The sequence below is a fragment of the Nocardia sp. NPDC055029 genome, assembly GCF_053608525.1.
Map to the genome: position 1 here is coordinate 57,579 of NZ_JBSGVQ010000032.1, position 20,777 is coordinate 78,355.

The 20,777-nt window shown below is 68.2% G+C and carries 19 protein-coding genes; 10 read left to right on the forward strand and 9 right to left on the reverse strand.

The features are described 5' to 3' along the window. The first annotated feature begins 21 nt into the window (after nucleotides 1–21). Nucleotides 22–2,829 carry an aminomethyl-transferring glycine dehydrogenase gene (gene gcvP, locus ACWF9G_RS24775; RefSeq protein ID WP_452518203.1) on the forward strand — a complete coding sequence of 936 codons (2,808 nt, stop codon included), beginning with the start codon at nucleotides 22–24 and terminating at the stop codon, nucleotides 2,827–2,829. A 52-nt stretch (nucleotides 2,830–2,881) separates the two neighbouring features. Here the strand turns inward: gcvP and ACWF9G_RS24780 are convergent, their stop codons facing one another. After that, nucleotides 2,882–3,487 carry a TetR/AcrR family transcriptional regulator gene (locus ACWF9G_RS24780; protein WP_452518204.1) on the reverse strand — a complete coding sequence of 202 codons (606 nt, stop codon included), beginning with the start codon at nucleotides 3,485–3,487 and terminating at the stop codon, nucleotides 2,882–2,884. Between the two features lie 73 nt (nucleotides 3,488–3,560). Here ACWF9G_RS24780 and ACWF9G_RS24785 point away from each other — a divergent pair, with 73 nt between their 5' ends. Both ACWF9G_RS24785 and ACWF9G_RS24790 read left to right on the forward strand, forming a co-directional pair. Continuing rightward, nucleotides 3,561–5,039, forward strand: a complete 1,479-nt coding sequence (locus ACWF9G_RS24785; RefSeq protein ID WP_452518205.1) for an ABC-F family ATP-binding cassette domain-containing protein — start codon at nucleotides 3,561–3,563, stop codon at nucleotides 5,037–5,039. Next, the gene (locus ACWF9G_RS24790) at nucleotides 5,032–5,877 is read left to right on the forward strand and encodes a Vgb family protein (RefSeq protein WP_452518206.1); all 846 of its coding nucleotides are present in this window, start codon (nucleotides 5,032–5,034) and stop codon (nucleotides 5,875–5,877) included. The genes ACWF9G_RS24785 and ACWF9G_RS24790 overlap by 8 nt, the downstream gene beginning before the upstream one ends. On the opposite strand, the gene ACWF9G_RS24795 is transcribed toward ACWF9G_RS24790, so the two are convergent. The 4 genes from ACWF9G_RS24795 to ACWF9G_RS24810 all read right to left on the reverse strand — a co-directional run bounded on the left by ACWF9G_RS24795 (nucleotide 5,869) and on the right by ACWF9G_RS24810 (nucleotide 9,651). Then, nucleotides 5,869–6,942: a hypothetical protein gene (locus ACWF9G_RS24795; RefSeq protein ID WP_452518208.1), complete on the reverse strand. Its 1,074-nt coding sequence runs from the start codon at nucleotides 6,940–6,942 to the stop codon at nucleotides 5,869–5,871. The genes ACWF9G_RS24790 and ACWF9G_RS24795 overlap by 9 nt on opposite strands. A gap of 135 nt (nucleotides 6,943–7,077) precedes the next feature. Further along, nucleotides 7,078–8,745 (reverse strand): VWA domain-containing protein, encoded by a 1,668-nt coding sequence (locus ACWF9G_RS24800; protein WP_452518209.1) that lies wholly within the window; start codon nucleotides 8,743–8,745, stop codon nucleotides 7,078–7,080. Nucleotides 8,746–8,857: 112 nt separating this feature from the next. After that, nucleotides 8,858–9,112: a WhiB family transcriptional regulator gene (locus tag ACWF9G_RS24805; protein ID WP_189034276.1), complete on the reverse strand. Its 255-nt coding sequence runs from the start codon at nucleotides 9,110–9,112 to the stop codon at nucleotides 8,858–8,860. Continuing rightward, on the reverse strand, nucleotides 9,109–9,651 hold the full coding sequence (locus ACWF9G_RS24810) for an HNH endonuclease (protein ID WP_379310820.1): 543 nt from the start codon (nucleotides 9,649–9,651) through the stop codon (nucleotides 9,109–9,111). Before ACWF9G_RS24810 ends, ACWF9G_RS24805 begins: the two co-directional genes overlap by 4 nt. A gap of 61 nt (nucleotides 9,652–9,712) precedes the next feature. On the opposite strand from ACWF9G_RS24810, the gene ACWF9G_RS24815 reads away from it, so the two are divergent. Together ACWF9G_RS24815 and ACWF9G_RS24820 are read left to right on the forward strand one after the other, a co-directional pair. After that, nucleotides 9,713–9,925, forward strand: a complete 213-nt coding sequence (locus ACWF9G_RS24815) for a hypothetical protein (RefSeq protein ID WP_452518211.1) — start codon at nucleotides 9,713–9,715, stop codon at nucleotides 9,923–9,925. Between the two features lie 111 nt (nucleotides 9,926–10,036). Further along, nucleotides 10,037–10,729 (forward strand): DUF4232 domain-containing protein, encoded by a 693-nt coding sequence (locus tag ACWF9G_RS24820; protein WP_452518212.1) that lies wholly within the window; start codon nucleotides 10,037–10,039, stop codon nucleotides 10,727–10,729. 17 nt (nucleotides 10,730–10,746) lie between these two features. Here the strand turns inward: ACWF9G_RS24820 and ACWF9G_RS24825 are convergent, their stop codons facing one another. Both ACWF9G_RS24825 and ACWF9G_RS24830 read right to left on the reverse strand, forming a co-directional pair. After that, complete coding sequence (locus ACWF9G_RS24825; protein WP_379310817.1) at nucleotides 10,747–12,036, reverse strand: acyl-CoA dehydrogenase family protein; 1,290 nt, start codon at nucleotides 12,034–12,036, stop codon at nucleotides 10,747–10,749. 2 nt (nucleotides 12,037–12,038) lie between these two features. Further along, entirely contained in the window at nucleotides 12,039–12,698 is a 660-nt protein-coding gene (locus ACWF9G_RS24830) for a TetR/AcrR family transcriptional regulator (protein ID WP_452518213.1), read from the reverse strand. Between the two features lie 246 nt (nucleotides 12,699–12,944). Between ACWF9G_RS24830 and ACWF9G_RS24835 the strand changes: the two genes are divergently transcribed. The 5 genes from ACWF9G_RS24835 (at nucleotide 12,945) to ACWF9G_RS24855 (ending at nucleotide 19,561) form a co-directional block, all read left to right on the forward strand. Continuing rightward, nucleotides 12,945–15,122: a malate synthase G gene (locus tag ACWF9G_RS24835; RefSeq protein WP_452518214.1), complete on the forward strand. Its 2,178-nt coding sequence runs from the start codon at nucleotides 12,945–12,947 to the stop codon at nucleotides 15,120–15,122. A gap of 470 nt (nucleotides 15,123–15,592) precedes the next feature. Continuing rightward, nucleotides 15,593–16,186 (forward strand): hypothetical protein, encoded by a 594-nt coding sequence (locus tag ACWF9G_RS24840; protein ID WP_378826403.1) that lies wholly within the window; start codon nucleotides 15,593–15,595, stop codon nucleotides 16,184–16,186. 392 nt (nucleotides 16,187–16,578) lie between these two features. Then, nucleotides 16,579–17,109, forward strand: a complete 531-nt coding sequence (locus ACWF9G_RS24845) for a hypothetical protein (protein ID WP_452518215.1) — start codon at nucleotides 16,579–16,581, stop codon at nucleotides 17,107–17,109. Between the two features lie 427 nt (nucleotides 17,110–17,536). Continuing rightward, nucleotides 17,537–18,640, forward strand: coding sequence for a pentapeptide repeat-containing protein (locus ACWF9G_RS24850; protein ID WP_452518217.1), 1,104 nt, complete (start codon nucleotides 17,537–17,539; stop codon nucleotides 18,638–18,640). A 432-nt stretch (nucleotides 18,641–19,072) separates the two neighbouring features. Then, entirely contained in the window at nucleotides 19,073–19,561 is a 489-nt protein-coding gene (locus tag ACWF9G_RS24855; RefSeq protein WP_452518219.1) for a hypothetical protein, read from the forward strand. Between the two features lie 18 nt (nucleotides 19,562–19,579). Here ACWF9G_RS24855 and ACWF9G_RS24860 read toward each other — a convergent pair whose 3' ends face one another. Together ACWF9G_RS24860 and ACWF9G_RS24865 are read right to left on the reverse strand one after the other, a co-directional pair. Next, nucleotides 19,580–19,774 carry a hypothetical protein gene (locus ACWF9G_RS24860; protein ID WP_452518220.1) on the reverse strand — a complete coding sequence of 65 codons (195 nt, stop codon included), beginning with the start codon at nucleotides 19,772–19,774 and terminating at the stop codon, nucleotides 19,580–19,582. Next, nucleotides 19,764–20,777, reverse strand: a 1,014-nt coding sequence (locus tag ACWF9G_RS24865; protein WP_452518221.1) for a WD40 repeat domain-containing protein, incomplete at its 5' end; no start/stop codon positions are given. The genes ACWF9G_RS24865 and ACWF9G_RS24860, both read right to left, overlap by 11 nt.

The following is a 20,777-nucleotide window of genomic DNA, read 5'->3' on the forward strand; positions in this document are numbered from 1 at the left end:
CCGCCCGACCTTGGAGCTGCCGTGACCCGTTCGTTCGCCGACCGCCACATCGGACCCGATTCCGACGAACTCGCCCGGATCCTCGAGATCGTCGGCGTCGACTCGATCGACGCGCTCGCGACCACGGCACTGCCCGCGACGATCCTCGACGAGTCCGGCCTCGGCGCGCTGCCCGCGCCAGGCACCGAGCACGAGGTGCTCGCCGAACTGGCCTCGCTGGCGCACTCCAACACCGTCGCCACCTCGATGATCGGCCTCGGCTACTACGACACGCTCACCCCGCCGGTGCTGGTGCGCAACCTGCTGGAGAACCCGGCCTGGTACACCGCCTACACCCCGTACCAGCCCGAGATCAGCCAGGGCAGGCTCGAGGCGCTGCTCAACTTCCAGACCATGGTCTCGGATCTGACCGGCATGGACGTCGCCAACGCCTCCATGCTCGACGAGGCCACCGCGGCCGCCGAGGCGATGACGCTGCTGCGCCGCGCGGGCAAGTCCAAGTCGAACCGGCTCGTCCTCGACGCCGATCTTTTCCCGCAGACCAAGACCATCATCGGCACCAGGGCCGAGCCGCTCGGCATCGAGATCGTCGAGTGCGATCTGTCCTCCGGCGAACTGCCCGAGGGCGAGTTCTTCGGCGTGATCGCGCAGACTCCCGGCGCCTCCGGCCGGATCGTCGACTACACCGCGCTGTTCGCGGCCGCCCACGAGCGGGGCGCGCTCGTCGCCGCCGGCGCCGACCTGCTGGCGCTGACGCTGATCACGCCGCCCGGTGAGCAGGGCGCCGACGTGTGCTTCGGCACCACGCAGCGCTTCGGCGTGCCGATGGGCTTCGGCGGCCCGCACGCCGGCTACCTCGCCGTGCGCACCGCGTTCGCCCGGCAGCTGCCCGGTCGCCTGGTCGGCGTGTCCGTCGACGCCGACGGCGCCCCGGCCTACCGCCTCGCCCTGCAGACGCGGGAGCAGCACATCCGCCGCGAGAAGGCGACCTCCAACATCTGTACCGCGCAGGTGCTGCTGGCCATCGTCGCCGCCATGTACGCCAGCTACCACGGTGCCAACGGGCTGCGCGCCATCGCGCGCCGGGTACACGGGCACGCCGCGGCCGTCGCGTCCGGGATCGGCGCCGCGCTGGTGCACGACAACTTCTTCGACACCGTGCTGGCGTATGTGCCCGGCGGCGCGGAAGCCGTTGTCGCCAAGGCGAAGTCGCAGGGCATCAACCTGCGCCTGGTCGACGCCGATCACGTCGCGATCGCCTGCGACGAGGCGACCACCGCCACGCATGTCGCCGCGGTCGTCGAATCCTTCGGCACCGCACGGACTCCCGACGCCACGAGCGCCCAGCCCGCCGCGATCGAGACCCGCACCTCGGACTACCTGACGCATCCGGCGTTCACCCGCCACCACACCGAGACCGCCATGCTGCGTTACCTGCGTTCGCTGTCGGACAAGGACATCGCGTTGGACCGCAGCATGATTCCGCTCGGTTCCTGCACCATGAAGCTCAACGCGACCGCGGAGATGGAGGCCATCACGTGGCCCGGTTTCGCCCGGCTGCACCCGTTCGCGCCCACCGAGGACGTGCCCGGCATCCTGAAGCTCATCGGCGACCTCGAGCAGTGGCTGGCCGAGATCACCGGCTACGACGCGGTGAGCCTGCAGCCCAACGCCGGTAGCCAGGGCGAGTACGCCGGCCTGCTGGCGATCCGGCGCTACCACCTCGATCGCGGCGACGACCACCGCGACACCTGCCTGATCCCGTCGAGCGCGCACGGCACCAACGCGGCCTCGGCGGCCATGGTCGGCATGCGTGTCGAGGTCGTGAAGTGCCGGGACAACGGCGATGTCGATCTGGACGACCTGCGCGCCAAGATCGCCGACCACGCCGACCGGCTGGCCTGCATCATGATCACCTACCCGTCCACCCACGGTGTCTACGAGCACGAGGTCGCCGAGCTGTGCGCGCTCGTGCACGACGCGGGCGGCCAGGTGTACGTCGACGGCGCGAACCTCAACGCCCTGGTCGGGCTCGCCCGGCCCGGCCGGTTCGGCGGCGATGTCAGCCACCTGAACCTGCACAAGACCTTCTGCATCCCGCACGGCGGCGGCGGTCCCGGCGTCGGCCCGGTGGCGGTGCGCTCGCACCTCGCCCAGTACCTGCCCGGTGACCCGCTCGAAGCCGGTTCGCACGCGGTGTCGGCGGCCAACTACGGTTCGGCGTCGATCCTGCCGATCACCTGGGCCTACATCCGGATGATGGGCGCCGAGGGCCTGCGCGAGGCGACGCTGACCGCGATCGCCTCGGCGAACTACATCGCCCGCCGCCTCGACGCCTACTTCCCGGTGCTCTACACCGGCGAGAACGGCATGGTCGCCCACGAGTGCATCCTCGACCTGCGCGAGATCACCAAGCAGACCGGTGTCACCGTCGACGATGTGGCAAAGCGCTTGGCCGACTACGGTTTCCACGCGCCGACCATGAGCTTCCCGGTCGCGGGCACGCTGATGGTTGAGCCCACCGAGAGCGAGAACCTCGAGGAGCTCGACGAGTTCATCGCCGCGATGATCGCCATCCGCGGTGAGATCGACCAGGTCGGCGCAGGCGTGTGGCCGGTGACCGACAACCCGCTGCGCGGCGCGCCGCACACCGCGGCGAGCCTGGTCGGCGAGTGGGACCACCCCTACAGCCGTGAGGTCGCGGTCTACCCGCGGGGCATCGGCCACACCCGCCCGAAGGTGTGGCCGCCGGTGCGCCGCATCGACGGTGCGTTCGGTGACCGCAACCTGGTCTGCTCCTGCCCGCCGCTGGACGCCTACGAAGACTGACAGTCATCCGACAGCGAGCCCTGCCGAACGCATCGGCGGGGCTCGCTGTCGTTTACGGAGCCGAAGATTCTGCGGCCCACGCTGATTCGGCGAGCGTGACCGCGGCATCGGCGGCTCGGCGGGCGTGTTCGGCGGTGACCGGCTCATGGGTGATGAACAGCCGGTGGAACAGGGGTGCCACCGCGAGCCGGATGATGTCCGTTCCGTCGACGCCGGGAGCGAGTTCCCCGCGCGCGATTGCCCGTTCGACGATCACCGCCGCCTCGGCATGCCGCGCCGCGTAGAAGGTTCGGAGCGCTGCCGCCGCGTCCGGGTGCTGCATGCCCGCCGTGACGAAAGCCGCTGCGATCGGACCGGATTCGGGATCGGTGAACCCGGTCCGCAGCAGTTCGGTGAGCCCGCGCAGGTCGTCGGCGAGGCGGCCGGTGTCCGGAATCGGCCATGGCTGTCCCGCCGCGCGGTCGAGCGCGTCGGCGACCAGCCCCTCGGGACCGCGCCAGCGCCGGTAGACGGTGGTCTTGTGCACTCCGGCCCGCTGGGCGACGGATTCCATGCTCAGGCCCTGGTAGCCGTGCTCGGCGAGTTCGGCCGTCGTCGCGTCGAGCACGGCCTCCCGGACCCGGGCACTGCGTCCGCCGGGTCGTCGTTGCGGTTCCAAAAACAACTCCTGTTGCGTTAGTTGAATCAGGTTTGTATGGTTAAAGCTACACAAGTAGCGATTGGAGTGCTGTTTGACCACTCAACTGAGTCTGCGCGGAGTGTCGAAGTCCTACGCGGACCGGCCCGTGCTCGACACCGTGACGGCGACGATCCGGCCCGGCGAGCGGGTCGGCATCGTCGGCGAGAACGGGTCCGGGAAGTCGACGCTGCTGCGGGTGCTGGCCGGACTCGACCGCGCGGACACCGGATCGGTGATCGTCGGCGCCGACGGCGGCCTCGGCCACCTCGCGCAAACCCTCGCCGGTGACACCGTCGGCGCCGCGATCGAGCTGGCGCTCGCGGAGCTGCGGGACCTGGAACGCGGCATGCACGCCGCCGCCGAAGCCCAGGACATGGACCGCTACGGCGAACTGCTCACCCGGTTCGAGGCACGCGACGGCTACACCGCCGACGCCAGGGTCGACGCGTCGCTGCACGGCCTCGGCCTGGCCGGGATCGACCACGACCGGTCACTCGACAGCCTGTCCGGCGGGGAGCGCGCCAGGCTCGGACTTGCCTGCCTGCTCGCGGCGTCGCCGGAGGTCCTGCTGCTCGACGAACCGACCAACCATCTCGACGAGAACGCGCTCACCTGGCTGGAGAACCGGCTGCGGACCCACCACGGCACCGTCGTGCTGGTTTCCCACGACCGGATCTTCCTCGACCGGGTGGTGACGGCGATCATCGAGGTGGCCGACGGCGGCCTGACCCGCTTCGGCGGCGGCTACACCGGATACCTGGCCGAGAAGGCCGCCGCTCGCGTGCGCTGGGAACAGGAATACGCGCAGTGGCGCAGCGAGATCGGGCGACTCGAGGAATTCGCGACGACCACCGCCCAGCAGGTGGCGCACGGTCGCGCGATGTCGGACAACAACAAGATGGCCTACGACCGCAATGCGGGCCGGGTGCAGAGCTCGGTCGCCTCGCGGGTCCGGCAGACCACAGAACGCCTGCGCCGCCTGCGCGCGGACCCGGTGCCGTCTCCGCCCGAACCCCTGCGCTTCCGTGGACGATTCGCCGCCGTGGGCTCGCACACCGAGTTCGTCATCGGGCCGGTGACCCTGGGACCGCGGGGCAGGCTGCTGATCCACGGCCCGAACGGGGCGGGAAAGTCGACGCTGCTCGACGCGATCCACGCGTCGGCGCCCGGCCGGGTCGGTTACCTGCGCCAGGAGGACCGCTTCGATCCGGACCGAAGCGTCACCGAGACATACGGTTTCGGCCGGGCCGCGCTCGTCGCGACCGGATTGTTCGCGCCCGAGCTGCTGGATCGCCCGATCGGCACCTTGTCGGAGGGGCAGCGGCGCAGATTGTCGCTGGCCCGGGTGCTCGCCGGTGACCATGATCTGCTGCTGCTCGACGAACCGACCAACCACCTGTCGCTGACGCTGGTCGACGAGGTGGAACAGGCGCTGCACGATTACCGGGGCGCGGTGGTCGTGGTGTCGCACGACCGTGCGCTGCGCCGCCGATTCCGGGGAATACAGAAGGGAATTCAGGACTTTGGCTGACATCGTGCAGGTGATCGAGGTGCCGGGCGCGCCCTACGGGGTGACTGTCGGGCCGGATGGCGCGCTGTGGTTCACCCTGGTCGCACAGGGCATGATCGGCCGCTGCGCCGACGGTGTGGTGCGGACATTCGCCCTCGACCCCTCCGACGGGCAACCCACCGTCATCGTGACCGGCCCCGGCGATGCGTTGTGGTTCACCGAGTTTCAGGGTGGCAGGCTCGGCCGCATCACGACCGAGGGCGACGTGACCAGCATCGAGCTGGACGGTCCCTACGGTGCGTGTCTCGGACCCGACGGCGCACTCTGGTTCACCGAGCTGCAGTCCGGACGCGTGGGGCAGCTCGCCGCCGACGGTACGATCGGCCGCGTCGACGTCGAAGGTATGCCGTCGATGATCACCACGGGATCCGATGGCGCCCTGTGGTTTACGGTGAACCAGGGCAACGCGATCGGCCGGGTGGATCGCGACCTTGCCCTCACGGTATACCCGGTGCCGACCCCGGCCGCCGCGCCGGTCGGCATCACCGCGGGCCCGGACGGCGCGGTGTGGTTCACCGAGATCGGCGCCGGTGCCATCGGGCGCATCGACATCGACGGCACGATCACCGAATTCACCCTGCCCGACCCCGCCGCGCGCCCGCACGCGATCGTCGCGGGCCCCGACGGTGCGCTGTGGTTCACCGAGTGGGCGGCGGGCAGGCTCGGCCGGATCACCACCGACGGCGTGATCGACCACCTCGCACTCCCCGGCGCCGAACCACACGGCCTCACCGTCGACGCCGCAGGCCACCTATGGGTCGCGATGGAATCCGGTGCGCTGGTGGAGGTCTCACCCTGACGGACTCTGCTGACGCAGTCGTTCGAGCAGCGTGCGCAACCCCGGCGCGGTCGGCACCGCGGCCGGATCGATGGAGCCCAACGGCACCTCGAGCAGCTGCAGCGGATAACCGTCGCCGGTCACCACACCGGTGTCGGCGAACCCGAACGCGGCCAGCAGCCGTGCGACGCCGGTGCCCGTGTGCTCGGTCTGCGCGTACACCCGTGTCGTCGGCCGGGCCGGGTCCGCGGCGTGGACGTCGAGCAGGACTTCGGCGAGATGGTCGATGAAGATCTGCGAGATGGTCAGCGGGCTGGCGCCGAGCCTGCCGCGGAACCCGCGCAGCAGACCGACCGAGAACAACACCACCGCGTCGGACCACTCGCCGGGCCGGGTCACGTGGATGCCGCGCACCTGGGCGTCGGTGAGTCCGCCGGTGCGGCAATAGGCTGCCTCGCCGAGCCGGTTCAGCGGCAGGATGCAGGAGAATCCGACCGGCACGAAACTGCCGTCGACCTGGGCCTCGATCAGGCTGTACGCCAGCGGATTGACCTGGTGCACACTGAGATTGCGCTGCCGGATCAGGTCGAGTGGCGTCGCGAAACCGGATCGGGCGAAGACCTCGCGATTGATCTGGCACAGCGTGTCCAGGTCACGATCGTCGAGATGGCGCACCCGGTAGTCGAGCTGCGGGGTCACATCGGTGTCGCCGGTCATGCGTCTCCCATAGTGTGAGGTGAGGTCGGGGAGCAGACCGCTCTCGTCGATGAGCCCGGCCAGCACGTCGATCGGTTCGCGGCCGGCCAGTCTGCCGACCGTCACCGACAACAGCCGCAGTCCCGCGGCGATCACGACGGTGAACAGTATGAAACCGAGCCAGTCGCTGTTGGTCACGACGGGCAGCGCGTCGATGCCCTTCTTGACCGGATCCGACAGCTCCAGCGAGCTGAAGATCCCGGCGGCGGCCGTGCTGACGGTGAGAATGTAGTGATTCGGTTTGCGGGCGGCGAGGATGACGGCCCGGCTCACCCGTTCGTGCCAGTGCCGGATCGCGGCCCGCCATCGCGCGCCGTGGTTCGTCGCCATCACTCGTCTCCCCGCCGCGGATCGGACCGAACGCAGTGGGTTGCGGGTACCCCGCGGTGCGCCGGTTCACACCACGGTAGTCAGAGCGGTGGCGGCCGCGTGGGCGAATAGTGTTGCCCGCGCGGCTGTTCCGGGTCAGGGAGTGGTGAGTGCCTTGACCACCGCGGTGCCGAAGCTGAGGTCGTTGCTCGTCGGCACGCGGGTGTAGGTGCCACCGGTCTGCTGTGCGAGGGTCTGCAGGGTCTGGGTGCCCGGGCCGCCGACCACGACGACATCGATCCGGACGGGCTTGTCGGACTTGGTGGCTGCGGCGATCTCGGCGACGAGCGCTGACCCGGTGAGCGAGGAGTCGTCGTCGGGGCCGTCGGTGATCACCAGAATCGAGTTGGTGCGGCCGGGGGAGTAGGCGGCGACCGCGGCGCGGTAGGCGGCGAGCAGGCTGGGGTAGGCCTGGTCGGTGGTGCTCTGGCTCGCCTTGGTGGTGGTCACCGCCGAGCCCACCGCGGTGCGCTGGGTGTCGGTCAGCAGGTCGGTGGGGACCTGCACCTGGTACGGGGTGGTGCCGTCGAGGTTCTTGCCGAAGGTCCACAGCCCGAGGCCGAAGTCCGGCGGCATCACCGTCAGCGTCGAGGCAAGGGCAGCGCCCGCGTTCGCCAGCCGGGTGGTCGATCCCTCCGCGGTGCCCATCGACGACGAGACATCGAGCAGCACGGTGGCATTCACGCCGAGGACCGGGTTGGCCAGGGTGGCCTGCACCTTCTGCAGTGCCGCCTTGTCCGGGTTGGCCGGCGCCGAACCGATGGCCGGGCCGAACCCCTCGGTCGCGAGGACACCTGCCTGTTCGGGGGCGCGCAGGAAGTCGATGAACCGGGACGCGATGAGGTTCTGGGTCTTGTCGACCCACGGGCCCGACAGCAGGGCGGCGGGATAGTCCGCGAGCGGCGCGGTGCCGACAGGCCGGAACGCGGTGAGCCCGCCGGTGCCGAGCTGCTGCGCGGTGGCGGCCACGGCGTGCACCTCGTCGGCGGTGGGGTCGGCGGTGATCGCACCCATCGCCGAGACCAGGTCGGCGGGCACCTGGGCGTCCGCGGCGAGCCCGGAGATCGCGGCGACGACCTGGCCGGAACCGGCGGCCTGCTCGGTCAGCGGCTCGGTGCCCGACACGGCGGCCCCGATCGAGGCGGCCGCGGCGGTGGTGGCGTCGCCGTCGGGCAGTGCCATCCGCAACCCGCCCCAGCCGGACAGGCCGAGCTCGTCGAGCGAGCCCTGCTGCAGGCGCGGCAGATCGGACCAGGCGATCTGGTGCTGTTCGAGCGCTTGGCGCAGCGCGTCGGGGACGGCCAGCACGATCGGGCTGGTGGCGATGGAGGCGGGCGTGCCCTCGATCAGCCCTGGCACCCGCACCAGTTCGATCGAGCGGCTGGAATCGGCGATCCAGAGTCCCGGCTTCGGGCCGAGCGCCGGATCCCACTTCCCGGTATCGGCCAGGCCCGCGACCAGGGCGGCCGACGGGCGGGCCGACACCTCCACCCGCGCGCAATGGTCACGCACCCGCGGCTTGCTCGCGTTGTAGCGGTCGGCGGCGGCGCGGATCGGGCCCGCGATCGCCGGATCGACGGTGACGTCCAGCGACGCCGGTCCCTCGACGCATTCGGCCGCTGCCGCGACGTCGGTGCTCGCGGCACGATCGCTGAGCTGGAACCACGCGAACACGGCCACGAGTACCAGCACGAGTACCGATGCCGCGATAACCGGACCCTTGCTGATACTTCGAGAACTGGTCCCGCTGCGATGAGTACCCACGGGGCAAGTTTAAGGACACGGCATCGGCGGGCCGCACGGTGCATACCGGTGCACATCGACGCTGGTCACGGCGTGGGGCCGGGCGTCACGACGGACACCCGGCCCCGGCCGGTCACTCGCGGATCACCCGTCCGCGGTCGTATTCACGACCACCCCAGACCCCCGACTGGCCGGTCTGCGCCGCGTACTCGGTGCACCCCGCGAGCAACGGGCAGCCTGCGCAGATCCGGCGGGCGTAGTCGAAGTCCTGCGACGGGTACGGAAACCACGCCTCGTGGTTCGGGTCACCCCGGCAGGCGGCGCGGTGCCATTGCCCGGAATCGGACAGAGTCAGCAGTTCGGTCAGTGCGAGGTCGGTGGTGGTCACGGCGCGTACTCCTTCCAGATCCGGCGCTGGGTGCGGGCCAGCGGGTCGGGAGCCTTGGGCTCCCACAGCAGCCGCATTCCCGCTTCTTCGGGGGTGCGGTCGGCCTTGTTCGTATTGCAGGGTCCGCAGCAGGCGATCAGGTTGCCCCACGTGTTCGGTCCGCCCCTGCTGCGCGGGCGGATGTGGTCGACGGTCTGCGCCCAGTCGGCGCAGTAGCCGCAGCGCTGCTTGTCGCGGCGCAGGACACCGGCCAGCGTGGCGCGGCTGTCCTCGCCCACCGCGGCGACGTGACCCAGGTAGACGTAACGCACCAGCCGGATCGTCTCCGGCAGCCCGATGACCAGGTGCTGGGACCGGATCGGGAACCGCGGCGCGCGCTCGATGACGGTCTCCGCGGCGCCGCTGATCAGCAGTGTCACGGCCCGGTCGGCGGTGATCTCGTCGAGGGCCTCGTAGCTGGCGTTGAGCACGAGCACCCTGGTGCGTATCCAGGTGTCGGAAGTGGGCGCCATCGGGTCGACGGCATGACGGATCGTCATGGGAATCACCATGTTTCGAGAGAAGTGAACGACAGTCGAAGCTGAGTGGGTTACCGCGTCAGTGCGCGAACCGGAGACGGGCCATGGCATCGTTGCCTGCGCTTCGCGCGATGCGGGCCGAATCGGCGCGGCGATAGGTCTTTTCGGACTGTCGCAGTGGCGCAGTGGTTTTCACGGCCGTCTCCTCCTCTCGAAGTGTCTCGTCGGTCTCACGCCGATGCGAATGACCGGCGTGGAATTCATGGTGGCATACGCCGCGCCGGATGTCGGCTGATTTATTTCCGGTAACGCTCCGGTTCCGAGGGGAACGGACGAGGGGCAGGTCGCGATACATTTTCGGGGTGAGGTGCCCGTCAGGCGCGGGCGATCGCGAGGAGTGGTGCTCATGCGGACAGCGCTGATTCCGGCCACCGTGGCATGCGCGGCGGTCCTGCTGCTCGCCGGCTGTGGCAACGATTCCGGCGGGACGAACGCACCCGCGGAGAGACCGAGTCCGACCCTGCCCGCGCCGGGACCGGCTTCCTCGATCCAGTCGAGTGCCGCGGGCGCGGCCACCCTGGTCCCACCCGCCGCCATGCCTGCTCCGGGATCGCCCGTGACATCGGCCCCGGCGGTCACCGCGGGCCCGCCGAGCCCGCCGAGCTTCCCGCTCCCGGATTCCGCCCCCGCCTGCGCCGACGGCCAGGTGCTGGTCGGCGGCGGCCCGGTCTCCGCCACCGCGGGCCACCAGGGCCTGACCCTGCGCTTCTGGCTGGTCGGCGCCAGCGGCCCGTGCTCGCTCACCGGCTACCCCGGCGTCGACGCGGTCGGCGACACCACCAGCAATGCCACCCGCACGCCCCGCGGCTATCTGGGCGGACTCCCACCCAGCCAGGATGCGCCGGCCACCGTGATCCTCACCCGGGACCACGGTGCCGAAGCCATCGTCGAAGGCACGTCCACCGACGCCGAGGGCAATCCGTGCCCCGCCTATACCGGTCTCCGGGTCACCCCACCCGACACCACCGACACGGTGCCGGTCGCCGAAGCGCTGTCGGTGTGTGACCTGGCCGTCCACCCGGTGACGCCGATGGGGTGATGCGGCTTCGCCCTCGACTAGAGGTTGCCGACCTCGCGTTCGAGGCGGCGTGCGACGAGGTCGCGGGCTTCCTCGCGGAGGGTGGGGCGGAAACCGGTGGGGTAGACCGGATCCGCGGGCGCGTACTGCTTGAGGACTTCCTTGGCGAGGGTGATCTTGTGGACCTCGGTGGGACCGTCGGCGATGGCCATGACCTCGGCGTAGGTGGTCATGTCGAGGAACGGGAGGTCGGTGCTGACACCCAGTGCGCCGTGCAGATGTAGTGCGCGGCGGGCGATGTCGTTCATCACCGTCGGCATGGCGACCTTGATGGCGGCGATGTCCTTGCGGACGGCGCGGTAGTCCTGGGCCTGGTCGATGCGCCAGGCTGTGCGCAGGACGAGCAGGCGGAACTGCTCCATCTGGATCCAGCTGTCCGCGATGCGTTCCTGGGTCATCTGGAAGCCGCCGAGCACGCCCTTGCGCGCTGGGCGCGACACGGCGCGCTCGCACATCATGTCGAAAGCCTTGCGCACCAACGCGACCGTGCGCATGGCGTGGTGCACGCGCCCGCCCCCGAGGCGGGTCTGCGCGACGACGAAGCCCGCGCCTTCGGCGCCGAGCAGGTGGTCGGCGGGCACCCGGACATCGGTGAACCGCAGGTGCCCTTCGTGTTCGCTGAATCCGGGCACGGTGAAATTGCGGACCAACTCGAGGCCCGGGGCATCTGCCGGGACGATGAACATCGACAATCGCAGATGCGGTTCGGCGGCCGGATCGGTCACCACCATCACGATATGAAAGGTGGCGAACTCGGCGCAGGAGTTGAACCACTTCTCGCCGTTGATGACCCACTCGTCGCCGTCGCGCACCGCGGTGGTCCGGAACGAGGTCGGGTCCGAGCCGCCGGTGGGCTCGGTCATCACGTAGCAGGATCCGATCTCGCCGTCGAGCAGCGGCTGCAGGTACTTCGCCTTCTGCTCCGGGGTGCCGAAGTGTGCCAGGATCTCCGCGTTGCCGGAATCCGGTGCCTGACAACCGAAGACGAGCGGCGCCCACATCGAGGTGCCGAGCACCTCGTTGAGCAGGGCGAGCTTGAGCTGACCGTATCCGGGCCCACCGAGTTCGGGGCCGAGGTGGCAGGCCCACAGCCCCTGATCCTTGACCTGCTGTTGCAGCGGCCGCATCAGCGCACGGATCTCCGGATTGGTCCGGTCATAGGGGTTGGGGTAGAGCAGATCCAGGGGCTCGACCTCGGTGCGGACGAACTCCGCGACCCAGTCGAGCTTGCGCTGGTATTCCGGATCGGTCTCGAAATCCCAAGCCATGGTCAGCCTTTCGTGTTGTCGTCGGGGGCGGTGAGTCCGGACAGGACGGTGTCGGTGAGGATCGCGGCGATCTCGGCGGGGGAGCGCGCACCGCGCTCGCGGTACCAGAAGCCGAGCGAGTTCAGCATGCCGAGCAGACCGTTGGTGACGACGTGATCGGCGGTGCGCAGCTGCCCCGTGGCGAAGCCCGCGTCGATGACGTCCTGCCAGTGACGCTGGAGCCGGTCACGCAACTGTTGCAGTTCGGTGGCGCGTTGCCCGGTGAGCGCGTCCCCGTCGCGCAGGTGCACGGCCACCGCGCGCCGGTGCGTGACGATCAGCTCCACATGACTGCGGATCAGCAGGCGCAGGGTCTCGACCGGATCGGCGCCCGCCGCGACGATGCGTTCGGCGTCGTCGAGCAGCAGCCGGGTGTAGTCGCCGAGGATCTCCCACAGCAGCTCTTCCTTGGACCCGATGTGGTAGTACAGCGCGCCGCGCTGGACATCGGCCTTCGCGCCGATCTCGGCGACGCCGGTGGCGTGGAAGCCGCGTTCGGCGAACAGATCGAGGGCGGCGGCGCGGATGCGATCACCGGTGCCCGCCGCGCCGCGATCGGCGGCGGGTGGGCGGCCGCGCCGCCGCACGGGCGCGACGGGTTCGCCGGGCTGCGCGACGCTCACCGTGCCTCCACTCCGCCGGGCGACCAGCGCTGACCGCCGAGAAATGTTCCGGTCAGTACATTAATTCTCCCGGTGCCTACAATCAAGGGGTGGCTCGCCACGCCCACCGCGCTGACCCCGGCGTCTCGGCGTGGCGGAATGGACGGCGCTCCTGCGGCGTTCGAACCCACACGAGGTGTCACCACTACCCACGGGTAACATGACATCGACTTTTCCCACCCGGCTTTCTCAAAAGTGAGGCAGTAGATGACAGAGCGGATTCAGGTCGGCGGGCTCCAGGTGGCCAGCGTTCTCCACGGTTTCATCGAGAACGAGGCGCTCCCCGGTACCGGCGTAGATTCCGCCGCGTTCTGGGCCGGCGCCGAGCAGGTCATCAACGACCTCGCCCCGCGCAACCGTGCACTGCTGGCCGAACGCGACGAGATCCAGGGCAAGCTCGACGCCTGGCACCAGGAGAGCCCGGGCGCAGGCTACGACAAGGGCGCCTACAAGGAGTTCCTGACCGAGATCGGTTACCTGCGTCCCGAGCCCGCCCCGTTCCAGATCGGCACCGGCAACGTCGACGCCGAGATCGCCACCACCGCGGGCCCGCAGCTCGTGGTGCCGGTGATGAACGCGCGCTTCGCGATCAACGCCGCCAACGCGCGCTGGGGCTCGCTCTACGACGCGCTCTACGGCACCGACGCCATCTCCGAGGCCAACGGCGCCGAGAAGGGCGCCGGCTACAACCGCGTGCGCGGCGACAAGGTCATCGAGTGGGGCCGTAACTTCCTCGACGACGCCGTCACCCTGATCACCGGCTCGCACATCGGTTCGTCGTACTACAAGATCGTCGACGGCGAGCTCGAGATCGGCCTGGAAGACGGCACCGACATCGGCCTGGCCGACCCGTCGCAGCTCGTCGGCTACCTGGGCGACCCCGAGGCCCCGACCTCGGTGCTGCTCAAGCACAACGGCCTGCACATCGAGATCCAGATCGACGCGAACTCGCCGATCGGCTCGACCGACACCGCCGGTGTCAAGGACATCGTGCTCGAGTCCGCGCTCACCACGATCATGGACTTCGAGGACTCGGTCGCCGCGGTCGACGCCGAGGACAAGGTCGTCTGTTACCGCAACTGGCTCGGCCTGATGAAGGGCGACCTGGCCGAAGAGGTCACCAAGGGCGGCAAGACCTTCACCCGCACCATGAACCCCGACCGCGTGTTCACCGCGCTCGACGGTTCCGAGCTGGTGCTGCACGGCCGTTCGCTGCTGTTCGTGCGCAACGTGGGCCACCTGATGACCTCCGACGCGATCATCGACGCGCAGGGCAACGAGGTCCCCGAGGGCATCATGGACGGCCTGATCACCTCGCTGATCGCCGTGCACTCGCTCAACGGCACCGCCGCGCGCGCCAACACCCGCACCGGCTCGGTCTACATCGTGAAGCCGAAGATGCACGGCCCCGACGAGGCCGCGTTCACCAACGAGCTGTTCGGCCGGATCGAGGACGTCCTCGGCCTGACCCGCAACACCCTCAAGGTCGGCATCATGGACGAGGAGCGCCGCACCACGGTCAACCTCGCCGCGTCGATCGAGGCCGCCAAGGACCGCGTGGTGTTCATCAACACCGGCTTCCTCGACCGCACCGGCGACGAGATCCACACCTCCATGGAGGCCGGGCCGATGGTCCGCAAGGCCGAGATGAAGACCCAGACCTGGATCACCTCCTACGAGGACTGGAACGTCGACACCGGCCTGGCCAAGGGTCTGCCCGGCAAGGCGCAGATCGGCAAGGGCATGTGGGCCATGCCCGACCTGATGGCGGGCATGCTCGAGCAGAAGATCGTGCACCCGAAGGCAGGCGCCAACACCGCGTGGGTGCCTTCGCCGACCGCCGCCACCCTGCACGCCACCCACTACCACCTGGTGGATGTGTTCAAGCGGCAGTCCGAGATCGCCAAGGGCGGTCCGCGTGCCACCGTCGACCAGATCCTCGAGATCCCCCTGGCCCAGTCCATCGACTGGTCCGACGAGGAGAAGCGTCAGGAGCTGGACAACAACTCCCAGGGCATCCTGGGCTACGTCGTCCGCTGGATCGATCACGGTGTCGGCTGCTCCAAGGTGCCCGACATCAACGACATCGGCCTGATGGAAGACCGTGCCACGCTGCGCATCTCAAGCCAGCTGGTCGCCAACTGGCTGCGCCACGGCATCGTCACCGAGGCCGACGTGATCGCCAGCCTCGAGCGCATGGCCCCCGTCGTCGACCGCCAGAACGCCGGTGACAAGGCCTACCGCCCGATGGCACCGGACTTCGACGCCTCGATCGCCTTCCAGGCGGCCAAGGAGCTGGTGCTCGAGGGCACCAAGCAGCCCAACGGCTACACCGAGCCGATCCTGCACCGCCGTCGTCGCGAGTTCAAGGCCGCGCAGAAGTAGTGGTGTCGAGTGCATGAAAAGTAGCTCATAGCAGCTCTTTTCGCTTGCGGCCCCGCGTCGGAGACATCCGAGGCGGGGCCGCTGCCGTCACTGGAGATCATCCTGGATACCGGCTCGTCAGCCTCAAAACGGTCACAAAAACGGTCACAAACGAACGCGCCCAACATCGTCCTCATAAGTGGTCTACCAGCGGATTCGCATCCCTCCTTGGAGATGACCTTGCGGCGATGCGGTGTGGTCTTGTGGCCGCCCGATGCTTCTGCAGGACCGCTTCTCGGACCTGCCGATACTCGGGGTGACTGCATGTAGACCCTCGACTGGAGGTCGTACTTCGGCCACGATCGCTGCAGACAACGGAACATTCGTGATCCTGCATCACGATGGCTCGATCATTGTCGGAAACGACAGCCGTGATATTGAGGAGACCTTCAACGCTGGGCGCTGGGAGATCCTCGAATCGGGTCGGCAGAATGCGTTGGGCGATACCACCGCCGACTCGTCGTGCCTATCGAGATAGCGGTCGGCTGCGCCTGGCCTTCGCCGAGTTCGTGCAGGTCAAGAAGTCCTATCAGGAGGTTGGCGCCGCCAGCGCCGATAAGTGGAGTATCGAGCTCGACCAGCTCAACATCCTGCTCACAACCAGCCCGACTGCGGCCTACTGGCTCATCGGCGCCGACGGTGAGATCTACACCGTCCCCGCGAAACTGATCTACGGGCTCGCATCAGGCGCGAAAGCCCTCAACCAGGCCGCATTCACCCTGCACTACACCACATTCGCCATGCCGCGATCGGTCTGGCCGGATACCTCACCTACCTCGCTGTCGGAACCTGGACCGGCAACTCGACGCCGGAAGGCGTCGAGGAAGCCCGGGGTCGACGAGATCATCGCCTCGCAGACCCGGGTACCTATGGATGACCTTGCGCCACCTCCACTGGACCGCCCGGCCGCCACTGGGGGGCAACCGCCGAATTCGGGCGGATACGGGGCAAGCCCATGTCCGTTGTTACTTCGGCGGCTGCTACCGGAACCCCAGGAGCCTGCGGCGGCGGCCGAGCCGGCCTGAGCGGCCTTGGATCACGTTTTGTCGGTGGCCCCGGTGTACGGTCGGGGCAACTGCGAAGGTCGCGGGTTCGAAGTCCTGTCACCTCCATGCATGCGGGTGTAGCTTCGACCGGCTGGCCCGCGTCCCAGCCTCCGATGGCGAGGCACTGGACCGAGAGCTGGAACGAAACTGCCATAAGTTGAACGACTACGTCGAGGCGATTCACCAGCACCGGGCTCCGTGGGAGCTGAGCGCCTACCTGGTGCGCGGGGCCCCAGCCCGCAGCCGGGGCGGGTCGAGACGTCTGTTCGGTTGAGGAATCTGGCCTGGCCGGGAGGAGTGCCTCGGTGCGTGACGATCACAGCGCTTCGTCTTCGAGTGCCGACGCTGCGGCTATCGAATAGTGTTGCGGCATGAGCACTCTCACAGCTGTCGCGAGCGTCGTGATAGCAGCCCTGGTTCTGTGGCTCAACATCGGGAGCCGTCGAGATTCGCAGTTTCGGCGCGTGGACGAGTTGCTGACCGCGTTCCAGTCCGGGTCGCTGTCGGAGGCGCGGCACCTCATGGGGACTTTCCGGCACTCCGAACAATTTCCGGAAGGCTGGGACCTCGGTCCTGATGGCTCCGCAGACCCTGCCAAACCCCACACGAAGGCGTTGTTCGATGTCCTGTGGTTCTTCAAGCGGGTTGATGCGACGCTGGAAAGTCTGCCCGCCACTGGGCGCCTGTTCGGGCGTCGCGGCCCGCGGCGCTTGTTGCTGCGATCGCTGACAGCTGATGTCGGGACCTGGACTGAGTACCTCGGAGTTTTCGAGCACAAGGGTGTGATCGCCGATAGGGATGAGATCACTGCTGCGCCGAACGTATTCCGCTCGAAGCAGGGCTTGGAGGCCGTCGACAGGGAGCGCCGGAAGGAATTCGGTGCAGCCGTTCAGTCCTCGTAGAACACCTGCATGCTCTGCTCCCGCGCGCCCGGTTGCCGCTGTTCGGCGGTAGGTTTGCCGAACGCCACCAGTTCGATGAGGATGCACACTCGCGTCCGTCGATCCCGCAGTGCAGGGTGGTTCAGCCGATTTCCTGTCCGAGCGCGAACTGCGGCACAACCACATGCCTCAGGCCCACAGCATCACGATGCGATGACGTCGCCGTCCGACGTGGCCGCTCGGTTATCTGTCCGTCAGGTCGGGGAAACGGCGACGCAGGTGTGACGAATCCGCGTGGCTGGCGCGGGGGTTCGACAAGTGCGCGGCGTGTTGATTCGGCGCCGGTCATAGTCGAGTACCCGGTTACGCGCGCACAACGCCGTACGGCGCGGGATGCTATTGCAACCAGTGGTTTCGCTGGGGCTCCTGCGGACGTTAGGAGACAGGATTGAGCACTGACAACGGCAGCTCCGGTGAGCTCCCAGCGGAATCCGCCGCTGTCTCTGCACCGCAGTTGGCCTCCGGGGCTGGATCGGCACCACAACCTCAACAGTCCGTGATGGGCCGGATCCTGTCGTCCCTACTGAGGTGGGACGGATGGACCAAGGTTGCGGCGATCGCGACTGCCCTGACCGCGGTCGCGGCCCTGTGGTTCAGTGCTCAATCGCTGCAGTCCACGCGCGACCAGTACGGGTTGTCCGCGCAGGGCCAGGTGACGGAGCGGTTCACCAACGCCGTCGAGAACCTCGGTTCGGAGAAGATCAACGTTCGGCTCGGCGGCATCTACTCGTTGGAGCGCCTGGCGAAAGACTCGACCGAGGACCAGCCGACAATCATCGAAATCCTCAGTGGATTCATCCGGACACAAGCGCCTGCCGACGTGCCGGACTGCACCTTGCCGGAACTAGTTCGAGACGACAGTGCGCCGAGAGGCTGGAGGTACGTAGGTCCGCTTCCTCAGACGGCCATCGATGTTCAAGCAGCACTCACAGTGCTCGGCCGCCGCAACGTCGATCACGACGCAGGTGCATTGCCCGACCTCACTGGAACGTGCCTGGCCGAAGCGCATCTGACGGGTTCATTCGCCGGCGCCGATTTCGACGGAGCTAAGATGCCGGAAGCTCACTTCGACGGGACCGACTTGAGATGCGCGACATTCGGGCGGACCGAACTCGCGACAGCGACTTTCTGGGCTCGCGACCTCCGGTGGGCCGATTTCTCCTCTGCGCACGCGACCGGCGTCGAGTTCAACAGCAGCGACCACAGGGGCGCGAACATGCGAGGCGCGAACCTCACCTCCGCTGTCTTGAACAAAGCCAATCTGATGCTCGCCGATCTGACCGGAGCCGACCTCAGTGATGCGGACCTGACCGATGCCTGGCTTCGAATCAGGCAACCGACGGGAGTCGAACTCGGTCGCCCCAATCTGACCGGGGCGTACTACACCCCCCAAACGCGGTGGCCTGCGGGCTTCGATCCACCGGCAAGCGCCGACGGCGTTGTGAGCCATTTTTTGGACGCTGCGCGATGTCTTCGAGAGCGGCCGCGCTAGAGGGTGGCGGCCCGAGTTCTCCGCTGGTGAAAGTGCGTCCGCGATTGGCCACCTGGACCGATCCGCGGGTCGCCGATCCCGCGGCGCAGGATGGTTCCGCCGAGTCCTCTTCGACGTAACCGCACACAATGGGACCGCAACATCGCGATGCGACGAAATCGCCGTCCGAGGTGGTGCCGGCAGGATTCCGCTGATGACTTCACTGCGTGTGGTGGCCGCGATCGCGACGCGGTGCGGTCCGGGAACGGTCGGGCTGTCGTGCAGACCCGGCGCAGTATCGCGCCGGTGTACGACTTTTCCGGCGGGGAGCAGCAAACCGTGCGGAACGGCGACGGCACCCGCGTGTGAACAGGCCCGATCCTCCTGTTGAAGGCAGTGTCGGCTACAACAACGAGTTGGACAACCGAAACCCGATGAACATCTGTCCGGCAGGTGCAGAATGAGACATTGGTAGGGGGGATCGGCGCTCGGATCATCGACCACTGGGCACTGGCACTGGGGTGTGTGGCTGTGGCGTTGTTCGGACTGGCCGTACTCGTGTACGCCGCGGACTTGGCGTTCAATGGCGTGGCGTTCTTGACCGGGCATGGAACGGTCCGCACCGTGTACATCGAAAGCGTCCGCACCGTGAGCGGCGATGATCTCGTTTCCGACGTCGATCACGGCGACGGGTACTACCTCGACGCAGAGGGACAACGTCATGGTTGCGCCGTACGGCAGTGGCACCTGGAGCCGGGAACGCAGGTACAGGCCCGCTCTCCGATGATCCCGGTCGTTCTGCCGCTCGACCCCCACAACCTGGGCGTGTTCTACAACCGCCTCGGAGACATCCGAGGTGGGGCCGCTGTCGTCACTGGCGATCATCGTGGATACCTGCTCGTCATCCTCAAACGGTCAGGAACGATACGGTTGTCGCGGTGATCGCCAGCGTCGTCACGTTCATTCCTGCACGGTAATGAAGTGTTTCCGGCCGGAGTGATCTCCCGAGATTTCCGTGAACACTGCGCTTTCTGGATACACCGAGCGGCCGATGAGATGCCGCGTGAGCTTGTGGGCACCGATGCGGCATAAGGGATCTCGCGTCTTCATTCCCGCCCAACCTGCAAAGTTCGCGGCAGTCTTGTCATTCGGCATACGGGCAGGCCAACTCCCAGCCCGATGGCATGAAGGACTGAAGTCTCGCGCGGGTCACGTAGGGGGCGGCGAGATCACACGCCTCGTCCACATCCCAGACGCTGTCCCACAGCCGCACGGCTGTGTCGCCTCCGGCTGAGGCGAGCCGGGTTCCGTCCGGGCTGAACGCCACCGTGGCCACCGGGCTGGTGTGGCCGGTGAGCGGTCCACCGACCGACTCTCCGGCGGCTGGGTCCCATAACCGCACGGTCTTGTCGCCTCCGGCTGAGGCCAGCCGGGTTCCGTCCGGGCTGAATGCCACTGCGGTCACTGGGCTGATATGGCTGGTGAGTGGTTCACCGATCTGCTCTCTGGTGGCGGGGTCCCAGAGACGGACGGTGCCGTCCCAGCCTGCGGAGGCCAGTCGGGTTCCGTCCGGGCTGAATGCCACCGCGAGCACCAGGCTGGTGTGGCCGGTGAGTGGTTCACCGACTTGGTTGCCGGTGGCGGGGTCCCACAGCCGCACGGTCTCGTCGCTCCCCGCGGTGGCGAGCCGGGTACCGTCCGGACTGAACACGACATCCTGCACTGCGATGGTGTGGCCGGTGAGTGGTTCCCCGACCGGCACTCCGGTAGCGGGGTCCCACAGCCGGACCGTGGCGTCGTTGCTGGCGGTGGCGAGGCGGGTTCCGTCCGGGCTGAATGCCACCGTGAACACCGGGCTGGTGTTGCTGGTGAGTGGTTCACCGACTTGGTTGCCGGTGGCGGGGTCCCACAGCCGCACGGTCTTGTCACTTCCGGCGGTGGCGAGTCGGGTGCCGTCCGGGCTGAATGCCACCGCGGACACTGCGTCGGTGTGGCCGGTGAGTGGTTGACCGATCGGCTTTCCGGTGGCGGGGTCCCACAGCCGGACGGTGGCGTCATTGCTGGCGGTGGCGAGTCGGGTGCCGTCCGGGCTGAATGCCACCGCGGACACTGCGTCGGTGTGGCCGGTGAGTGGTTGACCGATCGGCTTTCCGGTGGG